Origin of the sequence: Streptomyces xiamenensis, from assembly GCF_000993785.3 — a bacterium.
Taxonomy (GTDB): Bacteria; Actinomycetota; Actinomycetes; order Streptomycetales; family Streptomycetaceae; genus Streptomyces; species Streptomyces xiamenensis.
Genome location: NZ_CP009922.3, coordinates 3,773,327 through 3,790,429, shown reverse-complemented (window position 1 = coordinate 3,790,429; position 17,103 = coordinate 3,773,327). Strand labels below are relative to the sequence as shown.

Annotated in this window: 15 protein-coding genes and 1 pseudogene; 6 read left to right on the top strand and 10 right to left on the bottom strand. The window is 72.6% G+C overall.

Features of this window, described 5'->3' with window-relative positions:
* Window positions 1–83 precede the first annotated feature (83 nt).
* The 4 genes and pseudogenes from SXIM_RS17610 to ilvA all read right to left on the bottom strand — a co-directional run bounded on the left by SXIM_RS17610 (window position 84) and on the right by ilvA (window position 6,953).
* Window positions 84–3,395: a tetratricopeptide repeat protein gene (locus SXIM_RS17610; RefSeq protein ID WP_046724652.1), complete on the bottom strand. Its 3,312-nt coding sequence runs from the start codon at window positions 3,393–3,395 to the stop codon at window positions 84–86.
* Between the two features lie 167 nt (window positions 3,396–3,562).
* Complete coding sequence (locus SXIM_RS17605; RefSeq protein WP_030728540.1) at window positions 3,563–4,429, bottom strand: ABC transporter permease; 867 nt, start codon at window positions 4,427–4,429, stop codon at window positions 3,563–3,565.
* A gap of 103 nt (window positions 4,430–4,532) precedes the next feature.
* Window positions 4,533–5,531 (bottom strand): annotated as a pseudogene (locus SXIM_RS17600) (ATP-binding cassette domain-containing protein); the annotation flags it as partial.
* Window positions 5,532–5,729: 198 nt separating this feature from the next.
* Window positions 5,730–6,953 carry a threonine ammonia-lyase gene (gene ilvA, locus SXIM_RS17595; RefSeq protein ID WP_030728546.1) on the bottom strand — a complete coding sequence of 408 codons (1,224 nt, stop codon included), beginning with the start codon at window positions 6,951–6,953 and terminating at the stop codon, window positions 5,730–5,732.
* A gap of 193 nt (window positions 6,954–7,146) precedes the next feature.
* Here ilvA and SXIM_RS17590 point away from each other — a divergent pair, with 193 nt between their 5' ends.
* Window positions 7,147–7,614, top strand: coding sequence for a MarR family winged helix-turn-helix transcriptional regulator (locus tag SXIM_RS17590; protein WP_030728549.1), 468 nt, complete (start codon window positions 7,147–7,149; stop codon window positions 7,612–7,614).
* 29 nt (window positions 7,615–7,643) lie between these two features.
* Here SXIM_RS17590 and SXIM_RS17585 read toward each other — a convergent pair whose 3' ends face one another.
* The gene (locus SXIM_RS17585; protein ID WP_030728553.1) at window positions 7,644–8,798 is read right to left on the bottom strand and encodes a cystathionine gamma-synthase; all 1,155 of its coding nucleotides are present in this window, start codon (window positions 8,796–8,798) and stop codon (window positions 7,644–7,646) included.
* Window positions 8,799–8,898: 100 nt separating this feature from the next.
* On the opposite strand from SXIM_RS17585, the gene SXIM_RS17580 reads away from it, so the two are divergent.
* Window positions 8,899–10,098 carry a hypothetical protein gene (locus SXIM_RS17580; protein ID WP_030728556.1) on the top strand — a complete coding sequence of 400 codons (1,200 nt, stop codon included), beginning with the start codon at window positions 8,899–8,901 and terminating at the stop codon, window positions 10,096–10,098.
* A gap of 14 nt (window positions 10,099–10,112) precedes the next feature.
* Window positions 10,113–10,775 carry a peptide-methionine (S)-S-oxide reductase MsrA gene (gene msrA, locus SXIM_RS17575; protein ID WP_046724650.1) on the top strand — a complete coding sequence of 221 codons (663 nt, stop codon included), beginning with the start codon at window positions 10,113–10,115 and terminating at the stop codon, window positions 10,773–10,775.
* 205 nt (window positions 10,776–10,980) lie between these two features.
* On the opposite strand, the gene SXIM_RS17570 is transcribed toward msrA, so the two are convergent.
* Window positions 10,981–11,358, bottom strand: a complete 378-nt coding sequence (locus SXIM_RS17570) for a DUF6228 family protein (protein ID WP_234306789.1) — start codon at window positions 11,356–11,358, stop codon at window positions 10,981–10,983.
* A 347-nt stretch (window positions 11,359–11,705) separates the two neighbouring features.
* Between SXIM_RS17570 and SXIM_RS17565 the strand changes: the two genes are divergently transcribed.
* Together SXIM_RS17565 and SXIM_RS17560 are read left to right on the top strand one after the other, a co-directional pair.
* The gene (locus SXIM_RS17565) at window positions 11,706–12,347 is read left to right on the top strand and encodes a ClpP family protease (RefSeq protein WP_046724649.1); all 642 of its coding nucleotides are present in this window, start codon (window positions 11,706–11,708) and stop codon (window positions 12,345–12,347) included.
* A 1-nt stretch (window position 12,348) separates the two neighbouring features.
* Window positions 12,349–12,966, top strand: coding sequence for a ClpP family protease (locus SXIM_RS17560; protein WP_030728567.1), 618 nt, complete (start codon window positions 12,349–12,351; stop codon window positions 12,964–12,966).
* 12 nt (window positions 12,967–12,978) lie between these two features.
* On the opposite strand, the gene SXIM_RS17555 is transcribed toward SXIM_RS17560, so the two are convergent.
* The 3 genes from SXIM_RS17555 to SXIM_RS17545 form a co-directional block, all read right to left on the bottom strand.
* On the bottom strand, window positions 12,979–13,326 hold the full coding sequence (locus SXIM_RS17555; RefSeq protein ID WP_030728570.1) for a helix-turn-helix domain-containing protein: 348 nt from the start codon (window positions 13,324–13,326) through the stop codon (window positions 12,979–12,981).
* An 81-nt stretch (window positions 13,327–13,407) separates the two neighbouring features.
* The gene (locus tag SXIM_RS17550; protein ID WP_174864325.1) at window positions 13,408–14,685 is read right to left on the bottom strand and encodes a L,D-transpeptidase; all 1,278 of its coding nucleotides are present in this window, start codon (window positions 14,683–14,685) and stop codon (window positions 13,408–13,410) included.
* Between the two features lie 143 nt (window positions 14,686–14,828).
* On the bottom strand, window positions 14,829–15,158 hold the full coding sequence (locus SXIM_RS17545; protein ID WP_030728576.1) for a hypothetical protein: 330 nt from the start codon (window positions 15,156–15,158) through the stop codon (window positions 14,829–14,831).
* 136 nt (window positions 15,159–15,294) lie between these two features.
* On the opposite strand from SXIM_RS17545, the gene SXIM_RS17540 reads away from it, so the two are divergent.
* Window positions 15,295–15,474 (top strand): hypothetical protein, encoded by a 180-nt coding sequence (locus tag SXIM_RS17540; protein WP_030728578.1) that lies wholly within the window; start codon window positions 15,295–15,297, stop codon window positions 15,472–15,474.
* A gap of 13 nt (window positions 15,475–15,487) precedes the next feature.
* Here SXIM_RS17540 and hutH read toward each other — a convergent pair whose 3' ends face one another.
* Window positions 15,488–17,062: a histidine ammonia-lyase gene (hutH, locus tag SXIM_RS17535; RefSeq protein WP_078846961.1), complete on the bottom strand. Its 1,575-nt coding sequence runs from the start codon at window positions 17,060–17,062 to the stop codon at window positions 15,488–15,490.
* Window positions 17,063–17,103: the final 41 nt, after the last annotated feature.

The following is a 17,103-nucleotide window of genomic DNA, read 5'->3' as shown; positions in this document are numbered from 1 at the left end:
TGCCGCCGCGACCACGGCGGCCGTCGGCCGGGCCGGGAGCCGCCCGTAGGCCGCGCACCCCGCCCTGCCGGTGGGCCGTACGGTCAGGCCGGCACGCCCAGGACGTCCCGGGCGCCGCGGCGCGGCACCATGCCCATCCGCCACGCGGTCCAGCCCGACTCGGGGCCGTGACCGCGTTCCAGCATCAGGACGTACGAGGAGGCCGCGTCCGTCAGCCGCGGATCGCGCAGCGGATGCTCCGCCTCCAGCAGCTCGCTCAGCTCCTGCTGCGCCACCGCCTCGCCGATCTCGGAGCCGCCCGGTGAGGCGAGCGGCAGCAGCGTGCAGCGCAGGAACTGCGCCCAGTCCGCGCCGCGCCGGTCCGGCTCCCCGTCGCCGTAGCCCTCGGTGAACAGCCGCAGCGCCTCGTCGGCCAGCTCCAGTGCCTGCCCGGCCCGCTCGTTGCCCGCGTCGATCACGGCCAGTTCCAGCGCCGACCACGCCTCGCCGTGCGTCACCCCGGCCCGCTGGAAGTCGCGCCGGGCGTCGGTGAGCAGCTGGCGGGCGAAGCCCGAGTTGCGCAGCGAGCCGGTGCTCTGGGCCCTGATGTCGCGGGTCACCCGGGCCGAGTGGTGCCGGGCCCAGGCCAGCCCGTAGATGTCCCGCATCCGGCTGAACATGGTGCGCGCCTGTTCCAGCGAGCGCAGCGCGCTCTCCGGGTCACCACCCTCCTCCTGCGCCTGCCCCAGGTAGTACAGGCTCCAGGCCTCGCCGCGGGCGTCCTCGGTCTCGCGGTGCTGGGCGAGCGCGGCCCGCAGCTGCTCCTGGGCGGAGGTCGTGTCGCCGTCGTGGAGCCGGGCCAGCCCGAGCTCGGTGGTGGCGAAGGCGACGCCGCGGACGTCCTGGGAGCGTTCGTACAGGTCGAGCGCGGTCCGCAGTTCCTGCTCGGCGTCGGGGATGCGGCCGGCCCACAGCAGGGTCTGGCCGAGCTGGAACCTGGTCCACGCCTCGCCGTGCACCGAGCCGCTGCCCTGGTGCAGGCGCAGGGCCTCGGCCAGCATGCCGCGGGCGGAGCCGAGCCGGCCGCGTTCGCGTTCGACGGCGGCCAGCGCGTGGAGGGTCCAGCCCCGGTCACCGGCCAGTTCGCGCGCCTGCTGGAGGTCGAGTGCCTCGCGCAGCTTGCTCTGCGCCTCGGGCAGCTGGCCCTGGTGCTGGAGGGTGATGCCCAGATCGCGCAGCGCGCGGGCGGTGCCCGCGTTGTTCTGGGCCTCCTGGTAGAGGGTGACCACCGAGGACAGGGTGGAGCGGGCCTTGTCGAGCTCGCCGAGCTGCCGGGCCGCGACGCCGGTGCGCCACTGCACGGAGCGGGTGAGCAGGCCCTGGTTGACGGCCTGGGTGAGTTCGTTCAGCTCGCCGAGCCGGTAGAGGTCGCCGCGCAGCAGGCAGTAGTCGCACAGCGCGCCCAGCAGGTGCTGGACGGCCTGCCGGTCCACGCGTTCGTCGGCGTAGCGCAGGGTGGCGGTGATGAAGCTGGTCTCGTCGTCCAGCCAGCGCAGGGCGGAGTCCAGGGAGCTGAAGCCGTGGCCGCCGGCGGCGGCGGGCAGCAGGTCGGCGCGGGTGGAGGTCTTGCCGTCGACCAGCCGGATCACGGTGTCGGCGAGTTCGGCGTAGCTGCGGATGAGCCGTTCCTGGGCGGCCGAGCGCTCCTCGTGGCTCTCCTCGTCGAAGAGGCGGACGCGGGCGAAGCGGCGCACCAGGTCGTGGAGGCGGTAGCGGCTGCCGCGCACGTTGTGGAGGAACCCGGCCTGGTTGAGTTCCTCCAGGCGCTGGGCGCCCTCGGACTGGCCTACGTCGAGCAGGGCGGCGGCGGCGCGGGCGCCGAGGCTGGCACGGCCGGCCAGCGCGAGGCGGCGCAGCAGGCGGCGGGCCGGCTCGCTGAGGTCGGTGTAGCGGGTGCGCAGGACGCGCTCGGCGGGGTCCTCGCCCGGCCCTTCCGGGGTGGCGGCCTCCAGGGCCTCGATGAGCTGGGCGGGGGTGCGGTGGGTGAGGGCGGAGGCGACCAGCTGGAGCAGCAGGGGGCGGCCGTCGCACAGGTCGGCCAGGCGCAGCCACTCGGACGCGTTCCCGGGTCCGGCGCCGGGGGCCGGGCCGTCCGCCTGCTCTTCGAGCAGGGGGGACCCCAGGCCGACATTGGCGCGCAGGAGTTCCTCGGCGCTGGTGGGGTCCAGGGCCTCCAGCGGGAGCTGGTGCACGGAGGCGGGCAGCTCCGGGTCGAGGTCGAGGGGCTCGGCGGCGGTGACCAGGACGAGGGAGTCGGAGCGTTCGGGGATGAGGGTGCGCACCTGTTCGGCGTCGGTGGCGTCGTCGAGGATGATCACGACGGGGAGCCCGGCGAGGTGCTGGTGGTAGCGCTCGGCGAGGCGGCGCAGCTGTCCGGCGTCGGCCTCGCGGCCGGCGCCCTCGCGGAAGAGCAGCTGGTCGCGGGGGGCGCCGAGGCGGTTCATGAGGTGCAGGATGGCGTCGCGGGTGGGCAGCGGGTCGACGCTTTGGCCGCGCAGGTCGACCAGGCAGGCGCCGCGGAAGAGTTCGCGCAGTTCGTGGGCGGCCCAGCGGGCGAGCATGGTGCGCCCGGAGCCGGAGGGTCCGTGCAGGACGACGACGGTGGGCCGGGTGTCGGTGCGGGCCCGGTCGCGGTTGACCCACTGGGTGATCTGGGTGAGATGGCGGCGGCGCCCGATGAAGGGGTGTCCCGGTTCGGGCAGCCGGCCGAAGGATTTGGTGAGGACGGAGCGGGTGCGGGCGGCGGCGCTGCGGTCGGGCCGGCGCTGCTGCTGGGGGGCGCGGCGCGGGTCGCGCTGTTCGGGGACGGCGCTCTCGCGGTGCGGGGTCAGGGCGCGCTGCTGGTCGAGGTAGGGGCGGATGCCGCGTACCTCGACGGCGGTGAGCCATTCCAGGCGCAGCGCCTCGACGCCGCCGGGCTGGTGCCGGTCGCCCGCGTGCCGCTGGATGGCCCACTGGTGGGCGAAGACGGCGTACAGGGCGTAGCCGAGGAGCCCGGCGGCGATGGTGACGACGGCGTCGAAGAAGGCCACGGAGGTGGCCAGGTCACTGCCGCCGACGAGGATGAGGACGGCGACCGAGGCGGCGACGGTCGCGGCGATGGCACCACCCAGGGCCTGGGGGCGGAAGCGGTCGGACAGCCGGCCCGGGGAGAACTCGTCCTCGGCGCGCCGGTAGACGGCGTACTCCTCCAGGGCCGGCCGGTGGATCTCGTCGATGGTGCTGCGGGCGCGTTGGAGCAGTTGCCTCCCGTCGACGCGGCCGTCGGAGCGCCGCACCTCTTCTTCCGCGGCCCGCACCAGGAGCCGGTCGATCTCCGCCCGGTGCTCCTGGGTCAGTGCCAGTTGTGTCGCCATGTGTCCCCCTCCCGTGGTGTCTGCCTCCAGACACCCGGACGCCTTCCCCGCGCCCGCCGCCTCACGCTGTTATTGGCCGAACCGTGCCGTTCTGCGTGATGAATTGAATACGCAACTTCCCTGTGGGCCAAGGGGGCTTGGACGGGAGTTCGTGCCGCTGGGTGGCGTCAGCCCGTGGCGCGCTGGTACTTGCGCACCGCAAGCGTGCGAAAGATCACGATGATGAGGACGGACCAGAGGATCGACGCGAGGGCCGGATGCTGCATGGGCCACACGTCGGGGGCCTGGTAGCCGGGCGGCAGGTTGCCGAACAGATCGCGCACGGCCAGCACGGTGGCGCTGAAGGGGTTCCACTCGGCGACGGGCTGGAGCCAGCCGGGCATGTTCTCGGAGGGGACGAAGGCGACGGAGATGAAGGTGAGCGGGAACAGCCACACCAGTCCGCCGGAGGTGGCCGCCTCCGGGGTGCGTACGGAGAGCCCGATGAGGGCGCCGATCCAGGTGAAGGCGTAGCCGAGCAGGAGCAGCAGTCCGAAGGCCCCCAGGGCGCTGAGCGGCCCGTGGTGGATGCGCCAGCCGACCAGGAACGCGACGATGGCGAGCACGACCAGGATGACGGCGGTCTGGGCCAGGTCGGCGAAGGTGCGTCCGGTGAGGACGGCGCCGCGGGCCATGGGCAGGGAGCGGAAGCGGTCGATGATGCCTTTCTGCATGTCCTCGGCGATGCCGGCGGCGGCGCCGGCGGTGGCGAAGGTGACGGTCTGGGCGAAGATGCCGCCCATGAGGAACTCGCGGTAGGCGGAGGCGCTGAGCCCGGCGCCGGGGATGCTGATGGAACCGCCGAACACGTAGGCGAACAGCACGACGAACATGATGGGCTGGATGAGCCCGAAGACGACGGTCTCCGGGATGCGCAGCATGCGCAGCAGGTTGCGTTTGGCGACGACCAGGGAGTCGCGCAGGTTCTGCCGCAGGGTGATGCGGCCTCCGGGCGGGGCGGCGGGCGGCGGGGTGCGCAGTGTGTCGGTGGTCATGCGGCACCCTCTTCCCGGTGGTCGTCCGTGCCGCGGCCCCGGTGGCCGGGCGCGCGTTCACCCTCCCCGCGCGGCCCGGGTCGCCGCCCCCACCCGGATCGGTGCCGTCGCCCGTGGGGCCCGCGCCCTTGGCCCGGCCGCCCTCGTTCCCGTTCAGCTCGAACTCGGCGCTGTGCCCGGTGAGGGAGATGAAGACATCGTCGAGCGTGGGGCGGCGCAGCCCGATGTCGTCGATCTCGATGTCCCGTCCGTCGAGTTCGCGGATGACCTCCGCCAGCAGCTTCGCGCCGCCGCTGGCGGGGACGGTCAGCCGGCGGGTGTGCGCCACCAGGCCCGGCTCGCCCTCGCCGAGCCGGCGCAGGATGTCCTGGGCCTCCGGGATGCGTGCGCGGTCGTGCACCACCAGCTCGATGACGTCGCCGCCGCTGCGGGTCTTCAGCTCGTCGGAGGTGCCGCGCGCGATGACCTGGCCGTGGTCGACCACGGCGATGGTGTCGGCGAGGTGGTCCGCCTCCTCCAGGTACTGGGTGGTCAGCAGCAGCGTGGTGCCGCCCGCCACCAGCTCCTTGATGAGCTCCCACAGCGCCTGCCGGTTGTGCGGGTCGAGACCGGTGGTGGGCTCGTCCATGAACATCACCGGCGGGCTGACCACCAGAGAGGCGGCCAGGTCGAGCCGGCGCCGCATGCCGCCGGAGTACGTACGGGCGGTGCGCTCGCCCGCGTCGGCGAGGTTGAACCGCTCCAGCAGCTGCCCGGCCCTGGCCTTCGCGTCGCGCGCGGACAGTTGGTACAGCTGTCCGACCATCTGGAGGTTCTCCCGGCCGGTCAGATAGTCGTCCACGGCGGCGAACTGTCCCGAGAGCCCGATCGCGCGGCGTACCTCGTTGGGCTGTGTCGCGACATCGAGCCCGGCCACCTCGGCCCGTCCGCTGTCCGCCCGCAGCAGCGTGGTGAGCACCCGTACGGCGGTGGTCTTGCCCGCGCCGTTGGGCCCCAGCAGCCCCAGAACGGTGCCTTCGGGTACGTCGAAGTCGACGCCGTCCAGTGCTCTGACGTCGCCGAAGGTCTTCACCAGCCCTTCGGCATAGATCGCGCCCGGCATGTGGTCTCCCCGTGATCGGTGGCCGACGTTCAGCGTCGCCCCGGTGGAGCGACTCCGCCAGTTTTACGGCTGTCGCGATATATCGCAAGCCTTACGCGACAGCCTGTGGAAAACTCCCGATCGATCCACTCTCACCTGGGATAACACCATCGCCGCGAAGACTCGCGACAGATCGCGACGGTGGGCGCGGTGGGCCCCTCAGTCGAGAATCCGGTACCCGGCCTCCCGCAGCCCCGCCGCCACCGCCGCACAGTGCCGGGGCCCCTGCGTCTCCAGGTGCAGCTCCACCTCGGCCTCGCTCACCCCGAGCCGCGGATCGGTCCTGACGTGGTTGACCGCCAGCACATTGGCGTCCGCCGACGACAACTCCCCCAGCAGCGCCGCCAGCACGCCCGGCCGGTCCGGCAGCCGTACCCGCAGCGACAGATAGCGTCCCGCCGCCGCCATCCCGTGCTGCAGTGTCCGCTGCAGCACCAGCGGATCGACGTTCCCGCCCGACAGCACCGCCACCACCGGCCCCTCGAACGCCTCCGGGTCCGACAGCAGCGCCGCCACCGGGCTCGCCCCGGCCGGCTCCACCACCAGCTTCGCCCGCTCCAGGCACAGCAGCAGCGCACTGGAGAGCGCGTCCTCCGACACCGTGCGCACCTCGTCCACCAGCTCCGCGATGATCCGGAACGGCACGTCCCCGGGGCGCCCCACCTTCATCCCGTCCGCCATCGTCGACACCGACTCCAGCGCCACCGGACGCCCGGCCGCCAGCGAGGGCGGATAGGCCGCGGCCCCCGCCGCCTGCACCCCCACCACCTTCACCTCGGGCCGCACCGACTTCACCGCCAGCGCCACCCCCGCCGCCAGTCCGCCGCCCCCGATGCCCACCACCACCGTGCGCACCTCCGGGCACTGCTCCAGAATCTCCAGCCCGATGGTGCCCTGCCCGGCCACCACCGCAGGATGGTCGAAGGGGTGGATGAACACCGCGCCCGTGGCGTCCGCGTACTCCCGCGCCGCCGCCAGCGTCTCGTCCACCACCTGCCCCGCGGTCCGCACCCGCGCCCCGTACTCCCGGGTCGCCGCCACCTTCGGCAACGGCGCGCCCGCCGGCATGAACACCGTGGACCGCACCCCCAGCAGCGCCGCCGCCAGCGCCACCCCCTGCGCGTGGTTGCCCGCGCTCGCCGCCACCACCCCGCGTGCCCGCTCCTCTTCGGAGAGCGCCGCGATGCGCACATAGGCACCGCGCACCTTGAACGAGCCGGTGCGCTGGAGGTTCTCGCACTTGAAGTGAACGGGGGCGCCGACCAGCTGGGTCAGATACCGGCTCCCCTCCATGGCGGTCACCCGCGAAACACCGGACAACACCTTCTGCGCGGCGCGTATGTCATCCAGATTCGGCGCGCCTGCGGGGGGATTTGTGGCCATAGAGCCAGTCTGGCAGGCGTTTGGCGGCCCGGCACGGCCGGTGTCGTACCCCGTTCGGCGACGGGTCTCGGCCACCGGGCTCCGCACCGGCGCCCGGCCGCGTACGCTGTGGCGCGAGCCATCCCCCCCGTACGCCCCCAGGGACGCATCCCGTACGCCGTTCGCCGCTCCCGGCACCGACCTCACACGAGATATGACGCCTGAATCCACCGACCTGTACGACGGGCTCCAGCACGAGGTGGCCGTCTTCGCCCGCCGCGCCGAACAGACCCGCCTCGGCGCCCTCGGCCCCGCCCGCAACTCCATGGACCGGGCCGCCTATCTGCTGCTCAGCAGGCTCGATCAGGAAGGGCCCACCGGAGTGAAGGCCCTCGCCCACGGCATGGGCATCGACTCCTCCACCGTCACCCGGCAGGCCGCGCCGCTGGTGGACGCCGCCCTGGTGCGCCGCACCGCCGACCCCGACGACGGGCGCGCCGTGGTGCTCCAGCTCACCCCGCGCGGCAGCAGCCGCCTGGAGGAGGTCCGTTCCTCACGGCGCGAACTGATGGCGCTGCTGACGCAGGAGTGGACCGAGGGGGAACGCGAGCAGTTCCACACCCTGCTGCACCGCTTCAACCGCGCGATGGGGCAGTGGCAGAGCGGTGGCGGCCCCGCCTGAACCGGCGGGCCCGCCACCTGCGGCCGGCCCTACCCGAGCGCCTGCCGCAGATCCTCCAGCAGGTCGTCGACCGCCTCGATCCCCACCGAGAGACGCACCAGATCGGCGGGCACCTCCAGCGCGGAGCCGGCCACCGAGGCATGCGTCATCCGCCCCGGGTGCTCGATCAGCGACTCCACGCCGCCCAGCGACTCACCGAGGGTGAACACCTTGGTGCGGTCGCACACCGCCACCGCCTCCTCCTCGCCGCCCGCGACCCGGAAGGACACCATCCCGCCGAAGTCCCGCATCTGCTTGGCCGCCGTCTCGTGCCCCGGGTGCGAGGCCAGACCCGGGTAGTACACCTGGGTGACCTTCGGGTGCGCGGACAGCGCCTCCACGATCCGCTGGGCGTTCGCGCTGTGCCGGTCCATCCGCACCGCCAGCGTCTTGATGCCGCGCAGCACCAGCCAGGAGTCGAACGGCCCGGCGATCGCGCCCATCGCGTTCTGATGGAACGCCAGCTCGTCGCCCAGTTCCTCGTCGGCCGTCACCAGCGCACCGCCGACGACGTCCGAGTGGCCGCCCATGTACTTGGTGGTGGAGTGCACGACCACGTCGGCGCCCAGCGCCAGCGGCTGCTGGAGGTAAGGGCTGGCGAAGGTGTTGTCCACCACCAGGCGCGCGCCGGCGCCGCGCGCGATGTCCGCGATCAGGGCGATGTCGGTGATGCCCAGCAGCGGGTTGGAGGGGGTCTCCACCCAGATCACCTTGGTCTGCGGGCGCAGCGCCTCCCGTACGGAGGCGGGGTCGGAGGTGTTGGCCACCGACCACTCCACGCCCCACTTCTCGACGACCTTGGCGATCAGCCGGAAGGTGCCGCCGTACGCGTCGTCCGGGATGACCAGGTGGTCGCCCGGCCTGAGCAGCGTCCGCAGCAGGCAGTCCTCGGCGGCAAGACCGGAGGCGAAGGCGAGGCCGCGCCGGCCGCCCTCCAGCGCCGCGAGGTTCTCCTCAAGAGCGGTACGGGTCGGGTTCGCCGAGCGGCTGTACTCGTAGCCGCCGCGCAGGCCGCCCACCCCGTCCTGCTTGAAGGTGGACACCTGATGGATGGGGGGCACCACCGCGCCGGTGGCGGCGTCCGGCTCCTGCCCCGCGTGGATGGCCAGCGTCTCGAAATGCCGCGTGCTGACGTGCTCATTCATGCGTACACCGTAATGGGCCGTACGGTGGAGAGAGCCCGCGACAGCGGGGGTCATAGGCTGTCCGCACCGTAGAAATCCTTTCCGGGGGAGCCGCGCCGCCATGGAAGCCCTTCTTTTCCTCATCGCCGTCACCGCCATCTTCGGCGTGGTCGTGATGCCCGCCCTGCGCCGCCGCAAGGAGCGCCAGGAGCTGGAACGCGCCGCCCAGCAGACGGCCGGCGGCGCAGGTCCGGGGCCCGGACCCGGTCCCGGCGGCCGGTGGCGCGACGGCGGAGCGGGCGAGGAGCCGTACCACGACACGGGCCTGGTCCCCGTCGATCAGCTCGATCTGCGACTGCCCGGGCCCGACCCGGAGCTGGTGACGACGCTGGAGGAAGTACGCCGCACCCAGAACTGGCGTCCGGCGGGGCAGCTGCTCGCCCTCACGGACGACAGCGAGCTGCGCTGGCAGCGCGTGCAGTCCCTGGCGGGCGCGGCGGCCATGGAACTGGCGCACTGGCGGGCCTCCGGGCAGCCCATGGAGGACGCCCCGGCGCCCGGCGACGGCCGCCTCTCGCTGTCGAAGGAGGCGCCCCGGCACGACGCCGGCTGGCTGCGCCGCTGGCGGCAGGAGGAGCCCGCCGATGTGGGCGGCGCGCAGGTGTACGCGCAGTTCCTGGTGTGGCAGGCGATGTCCGACACCGGCTCCGCCGATCACCGGATCGTGCTGGAGGAGGCCCGGACGGTCGCGGGCGAGGCGGCGCGGCTGGCGCCCTCGGACCCGATCCCGTACATCACGGAGCTGTTCATCGCCCGTGGGCTGAGCTACCGGCGCGCGGACTTCGAATCCCTGTGGGCGAACGTCACCCAGCGTGACCCGCAGCACATGGGGGCACACCTGGCCGCCCTGCCGTACTGGGCGGAGAAGTGGCACGGCTCGCGCCAGGACGCCGAGGGCTTCGCCCGGTCGGCGGCGGGCGCGGCCCCGGCGGGCAGCCTGCTGCCGGCGCTGCCGCTGTTCGCGGTGTACGAGCACCTGCCCGAGGTGCAGCTGTCGGCCGGCATGTACCAGGGCGCGGTGATCAAGGACGCGATCGAGGCCGCGCAGTTCGCGGTGAACAACGTGCGCCCGGGGCACCCGGTGGAGGCGCACGTGCGGCATCTGCTGCTGTGTTTCCTGGTGCGGGCCGAGAGGTACGCGGAGGCGGCGGAACAGGTGCGGGCCGTCGACGGTTATGTGGGGGCGATCCCCTGGGTGGACGGGCAGCACCCGGCACAGGAGTACGCGGCGTACCGCGCGCTGGCGATCACCCGTCAGTAGGAGAGAAGAGAAAGATGACGCTGAACAGTTTCAAGACCCGTCTCCCGGGCCCCGAGGACGCGCTCCGGGGCCGTTCCGAGCCGATCTGGCCCAACCCGGGACGGCACACCGTCCTGGAGACCCCGCTGGCCCCGCCGTACCCGGAGCACCTGGAGGTGGCGGACTTCGCGCTGGGCTGCTTCTGGGGCGCCGAGCGGCGCTTCTGGCAGACCGAGGGAGTCTGGACGACGCTGGTCGGCTACCAGGGCGGGATCACCCCGAACCCGACGTACGAGGAGGTGTGCAGCGGGCTGACCGGGCACACCGAGACGGTGCGGGTCGTCTTCGACCCGTCGCGGGTCTCGTACGCGGAGCTGCTGAAGGTCTTCTGGGAGTCGCACGACCCGACCCAGGGCTTCCGCCAGGGCAATGACGTGGGCACCCAGTACCGCTCGGCGATCCACACCCACTCACAGGCGCAGCGGGACACGGCCGAGGAGTCACGGGCCGCGTACCAGCAGGTCCTGGAGTCCTCGGGCTACGGCGCGATCACCACCGAGATCCTCCCGGCGGCCGACCGCCCGTTCTACGTGGCGGAGGAGTACCACCAGCAGTACCTGGACAAGAACCCGGCCGGCTACTGCGGCCTGGGCGGCACGGGCCTGTCCTGCCCGATCGGGGTGGCGAAGGCCGGCTGAGCCGTCCGACGCGTACCGGCCGCCCCGGCGGACGGGCGGCCACGACATCCCCCGGCGGGCACGGAGCCTCCGGGGGACTGTTCTGTCCGGACCTCGGCGGGGCGACAGGCGACACGGGCGTCCGCTCCCGGCGGCCGGTCAGTGGCTGTCCGAGTGTGCTCCTGGCGAGCCGGCAGGTACGGCGGGTCGGTGGGGGTGTGCCCGGTTATGGGGCGACGCTTGTGAGGAAGGTGTGGATCTCGGCGGCGAGGGTCCGCATCTCCTCGCCGGCGGCGTGCACGGTGGTGGCCTCGAACTGCCACCCCTCGTCCCAGGGCCGGTCGCAGATGCTCCACGTCAGGTGGACATGGCCGCCCGAGTGGTGCTCGGCGGAGATGCTGAGGGCATGATCCAGGCAGCGCCACGTGCGCGCCCCCTCCCACCCTCGGAAGTCTTCGGCCAGCGAGGAGAAAAAGTCGTCGAGGCCATCGCCGCCCCACGTCCCCACCGACGTCTCCACGCTCACCCCGGGTCCGCACGCTGTGACGAGGAAGTCCACCGCCGGTTCCTTCGGGAACGGCCGTATCGGCTCCGAGAACGTCATGAGTACGGGCCGAGGTCCGGGGTCACCGACACGGACCACAGGGCTGCCGGAATCGTCATAGTCGATCACCCCGCACAGGCTAGAAGACCAAGCGTGACAGCCGAACTTGTTTTCGCCACAGGTCACCACAGCCCACCGGTTCGTCGACACGGGCCTGTGCTGCCCGATCGCCCGATCGGGGTGGCGGAGGGCCGGCTGAGCCGGCCGACGCGTACCGGCCGCCACGGACGCCGATCTGCCGTTGGCTAATTCGCCGCCGGCAGATCGGGCTCCCGGTGCGGGGCCCGGCGCCCGATGGTGGGAGGCGAGCGTGGCGAACGGCGCCGCGCCCCACCGCAGGAGGCCCGATGGTTCCCACCACCTCACTCGCCCCACCACGCGCCCGGGAGGGGGAGCGCGCACCGTCGGCGTTCGACGACCGGCTGGCCGCGCAGTTGCTGGAGCAGCGGATCGTCATGCTGGGCACCGAGGTCGACGAGGGGTCCGCGAACCGGGTGTGCGCGCAGTTGCTCGTGCTGTCGGCGGAGAATCCGCGGGACGACATCCTGCTGTACATCCAATCCCCCGGTGGTTCCGTGCACGCCGGGCTGGCGATCTACGACACCATGCGGCTGATCCCGAACGATGTGGCCACCCTCGCCGTGGGGTTCGCGGCCAGCATGGGGCAGGTGCTGCTGAGTGTCGGGGCGGCCGGGAAGCGGTTCGCGCTGCCGAACGCGCGGATCATGATGCACCAGCCGTCCGCCGGGATCGGCGGGACCACCGCCGACATCGCGATCCAGGCGGAGCACCTGGAGCACACCAAGCGGACGATGGAGCGGATCATCGCCGAGCACACCGGGCAGAGCGAGGAGACGATCCACCGGGACGGGGACCGCGACCGCTGGTTCACCGCCGAACAGGCCAGGGAGTACGGGATGGTGGACCGGGTGGTGTCCTCGCTCGCCGAGGTACGGCCGGCCGCCGCGTCGCGAAGGGCGGGGTTCTGAGATGGGCCAGTACACGATTCCGACCGTCGTCGAGCGCACTCCGAACGGGGAGCGGGCGTACGACGTCTACAGCCGGCTGCTGTCCGAGCGGGTCATCTTCCTGGGTACCGAGATCGACGACGGCGTCGCCAACGTCGTCATCGCGCAGCTGTTCCATCTGGAGGCGGAGGCCCCGGAGCAGGAGATCTCGCTGTACATCAACTCGCCCGGCGGCTCGTTCACTTCGCTGATGGCCATTTACGACACCATGAGCTTCGTGACCGCGCCGGTCTCCACGTTCTGCGTGGGGCAGGCCGCGTCCACGGCGGCCGTGCTGCTGGCCGGCGGGGAGCCGGGGCGGCGGGTGGTGCTGGAGCACGCGCGGGTACTGCTGGGGCAGCCGGCCAGCGGCGGGCGGCAGGGGATGATCTCCGATCTGAGCCTGGAGGCCAAGGAGATGCTGCGGGTCCGCTCCCAGGTGGAGGAGGTGCTGGCCCGCCACACCGGGCACGACGTGGCGGCCCTGCGGGCGGACATGGACCGTGACCGGGTGTTCACGGCGGGCGAGGCCGTGGCGTACGGGCTGGCCGATCAGGTGCTCAGCCGGCGGGCGGTGCCGCCGATGTCGCTGAGCACCTGAGGATGCGTGCCGTCAGGCGGCCAGGAGCAGCGCCTCGCCGTTGCGGTGGGCGTGGATGTTCCGGCGGCTCGTCAGTGAGGTGACCGAGGCGATCCGTGGTGGCCCGGCGAGTTCGCGGTGGGCCAGGGCGAGGAGGTCGGCGAGAGTGAGGCCGAGCGCGCCCGCGGCGGCCGCGAGCACCTCGGAGGAGGCTTCCTTGCGGCCGCGTTCCAGCTCGGAGAGGTACGGCATGGAGATCCGGGCGGCGTCGGCCACGTCCTTGAGGGTGCGTTCCTGTGCCTGCCGCTCCCGGCGCAGCACATCACCGATCAGATGCCGCAGCAGGGGCTCGCGGGCCGGTTGATACGGGTCGCTGGTCATCTCCTCAGCGTAGGAGGCGGACGGAGGGCGGACACCCCCGCGGGTGTCCGCCCGGCGCGAAATCCGCCCCGCCGCAGGCCCTTAGAGGGCGGATCCGGCCACCCACTGGTTCCAGTCCATGTTCCAGCCGTTGAGGCCGTTGTCGGGCTGGATGGTCTGGTCGGGGGAGTTGACCACGACGACCACGTCGCCCAGCAGGGACTGCTCGTAGAACCAGGCGCCGTCGGTGCCGGGGTCGTCGGCGCCCTGGGCGTCCGCGAGGCCGACGCAGCCGTGGCTGGTGTTGGTGGTGCCGAAGATGTCGGTGGAGCTCCAGTAGTTGCCGTGGATGAAGGTGCCGGAGTTCGACAGGCGCATGGCGTGCGGCACGTCGGGGATGTCGTACTCACCCTTGCCGTCGCTGTCGGTGAAGCCGACGGTGGCGCCGTTCATGCGGGTCTCGTCGTACTTCTCGGAGATCACCATCGCGCCGTTGTAGGTGGGGTTCTCGTCGCTGCCCGAGGAGATCGGCACCGTCTTGAGGGTCCTGCCGTCGCGCACGACCGTCATCTGGTGGGTCGCGGCGTCCACCGTGCTGATCTGCGAGCGGCCGACGTCGAAGCTGAACGTGCGGTCCTGGACGCCGGTGATGCCCGGGGCGGCCTCCAGGCCGTTGAAGTCCAGGGTCACGGTGACGTGCGTGCCGGCCTCCCAGTAGTTCTGGGGGCGGAAGTCCAGGCGCTTGTCGCCGAACCAGTGGCCGACCACGTCCTGGCCGCTGCTGGTGTTGATCTCCACGGCCCGCTCGACGGCCGCCTTGTTGGTGATCTCCTTGTCGAAGTTCAGCGAGACGGGCATGCCGACGCCCACCGTGGAGCCGTCCTCGGGGGTGAAGTTCCCGATGAAGCTGTTGTCCGGGGAGATCGTGGTGAAGGTGGCGTTCTGGTGGGCCTGGCGGCCCTCGCTGTCGCTGGCCCGGACGGCCAGCTCGTAGCGGGTGGCCCGCGAGAGCTGCCCGTCCGGGGTCCAGCCGGTGCCGTCGGCGGATATGGTGCCGGCCACCTCGGTGCCGCTGTCGGTGGCCTTCATGGTGACGGTGTCGAGCGTGCCGTCCGTCACACTGACGGATACACCGTCCGTGATGGCGACGTTGTCCGCCATGTCACCCGGGGTGATGGAGATCTGTGCCGCGGAGGTGTCGGCGGCCTGCGCCGCGTCGGAGGCGCTCTGCGAGGCCGTCGGATCGGCGCCCTTGGCGTCGCTGTCCCCACTGCCACCGCTGAGGCTGCAGGCCCCCAGCGTGAGCATTCCGGACAGCAGCACCGCCACACCGGCGGCGCCCCTGCGCCGCATGCCGTCCTTCATCGTCAGCCACTCCATCCCCGCCGGGGCACCCTTGTGGCACTCGCCCTGGCGGCGTTGCGTTGCGGGTATTCGGACGCGCATGGGACGTTTCGTCCCGGCGTCCTGCGTGACAACGTGGGCGGCGTTCGAAGCGTTCCCCCTTTTAGGGAAACTTTGTCCTATTCGTCGTCACTGTCCCACGTCTCCTCCGGATCGTACTCCGCCAGCTCACTGCTCCACGAAGCCTGCGCCAGCTCGATCCCCGGCACCTCGGTCACCAGATCGACGGGGTCCAGGAGGTACGCGATCGCCTCGGCCGGGTCCTGCGCCACCGCGTCCGCCGCCTGCCGCCGCTCCTCGTCGGGCATCAGGTCGTCCTCGTGAATCCGCGCCCAGGCGGCCCGGATCACCTCGTCCGCGTCCGTCAGCTCCAGCACCATTTCCACCCGGACGCGTACGTGCTGTGCCGCCTCGGCCGTGACCGGGCGCATTTCCTCGCTGCTACTCATGACACGGAGAGTAACCGGCCCCTCGGACAGCCCTTCCCCGCGACCCGCATGGGCCCCTAACATCGCCTTGGCACCACCCCAGCCACCGCGTCACCCCCCACCCCGCTCTCCCCGCCCCGCCCCCCAGGAGCCCCCCGTGGCCGAGCACCGTGCTACCCCCAACACCCCGCCCCTGCTCACCGGCATCGTCGCAGCCGCCGTGCTGGGCCTGGTCTGGCTGATGCCCACCGCGCACGCCGGGAACGACGCCGCCGGCGAGGACGCGGTGGGCAATGACGCCGTCAGCGAGCACCAGGTGCCCGCCGAGGAGCACTGACGGACGGCGCCGGTCAGCCCAGCGGTCCGGCCACCGTCTCGGCGGCGCTCACCAGGGCGCCGTCCCGCACGAACGCCTCGGCCGCCGCCAGGTCGGGCGCCAGGTAGCGGTCCTCCCCGGCCCCGCCCACTCCGGCCGCCCGTACCGCGTCGACGACGGCGCGGGCGGCGGGCCCGGGGCGCAGCCCCTGCGCGGCCAGCCCTTCGCGCAGTTCCAGGGCGCGGGTGGCCGCGCACAGCTCCACCGCGATCACGCGGGTGAGCCCGGCCACCGCCGTGCGCAGCTTGCGCGCCGCCGACCAGCCCATGGAGACGTGGTCCTCCTGCATCGCGGAGGACGGGATCGAGTCCACCGAGGAGGGGACGGCGAGCCGCTTCAGTTCGCTGACCAGGGCCGCCTGCGTGTACTGGGCGATCATCAGCCCGGAGTCCACCCCGGCGTCGCCGGCCAGGAAGGGCGGCAGGCCGTGGGAGCGGTTCTTGTCCAGCAGCCGGTCGGTGCGGCGTTCGGTGATGGAGGCGAGATCGGCGACGGCGATGGCGAGGAAGTCCAGCACGTAGCCGAGCGGGGCGCCGTGGAAGTTGCCGTTGGACTCGACGCGGGCCGGACGGCCACCGGCCGCCGGTACGACCACCGGATTGTCGACAGCGGCGGCCAGTTCGCGCTCGGCGACCTGCCGGGCGTGCGCGAGGGTGTCCCGGCCCGCGCCGTTGACCTGCGGGGCGCAGCGCACGGAGTACGCGTCCTGCACACGCGGGGCGTCGTCCTGGTGGTGTCCGGTCAGTCCCGAGCCGGCCAGCACGCGCGCCATGTTGGCGGCGCTGACGGCCTGGCCGGGGTGCGGGCGGATCGCGTGCAGTTCGGGGGCGAGCACCCGGTCGGTGCCCAGCAGCGCTTCCAGGGTGAGGGCCGCGGTGATGTCGGCTGCGGTGAACAGCGCGGCGAGGTCGGCGCAGGCCATCAGCAGCATGCCGAGCATGCCGTCGGTGCCGTTCAGCAGCGCGAGCCCTTCCTTCTCGCGCAGGGCGAGCGGGGTGATGCCGTGCTCGGCGAGGAGGTCGGCGGCGGGGCGGACCCGGCCGTCTGGCCCTTCGGCCTCGCCCTCCCCGATGAGGGTGAGCGCGCAGTGCGACAGGGGCGCCAGATCGCCGGAGCAGCCGAGCGAACCGTACTCGTGGACGAGGGGGGTGATGCCGACGTTCAGCACCGCGGCCATGGTCTCGGCGACCTCGGGCCGCACCCCGGTGTGGCCGGAGGCCAGGGTCTTCAGCCGCAGGAACATCAGCGCCCGGACGACCTCGCGCTCCACCCGCGGGCCCATGCCGGCGGCGTGCGAGCGGACGATGTTGCGCTGGAGGCGGGCGCGCAGCTCGGGGCTGATGTGGCGTACGGCGAGGGCGCCGAAGCCGGTGGAGACGCCGTAGACCGGCTCGGGGCGGGCCGCGAGGTCCTCCACGGCGGCGCGGGCGGCGGCCATCGCGGTACGGGTGGCGGTGGACAGTTCGACGCGGGCGTCGTGCCGGGCGACGGCGAGGACGTCGGCGGGGGTGGTGCCCGAGGGGTCGACCACGATGGGATGCATAGCCATATTCACAGAGCCTACGAAGTGAATCGATAATCGTCACGAAC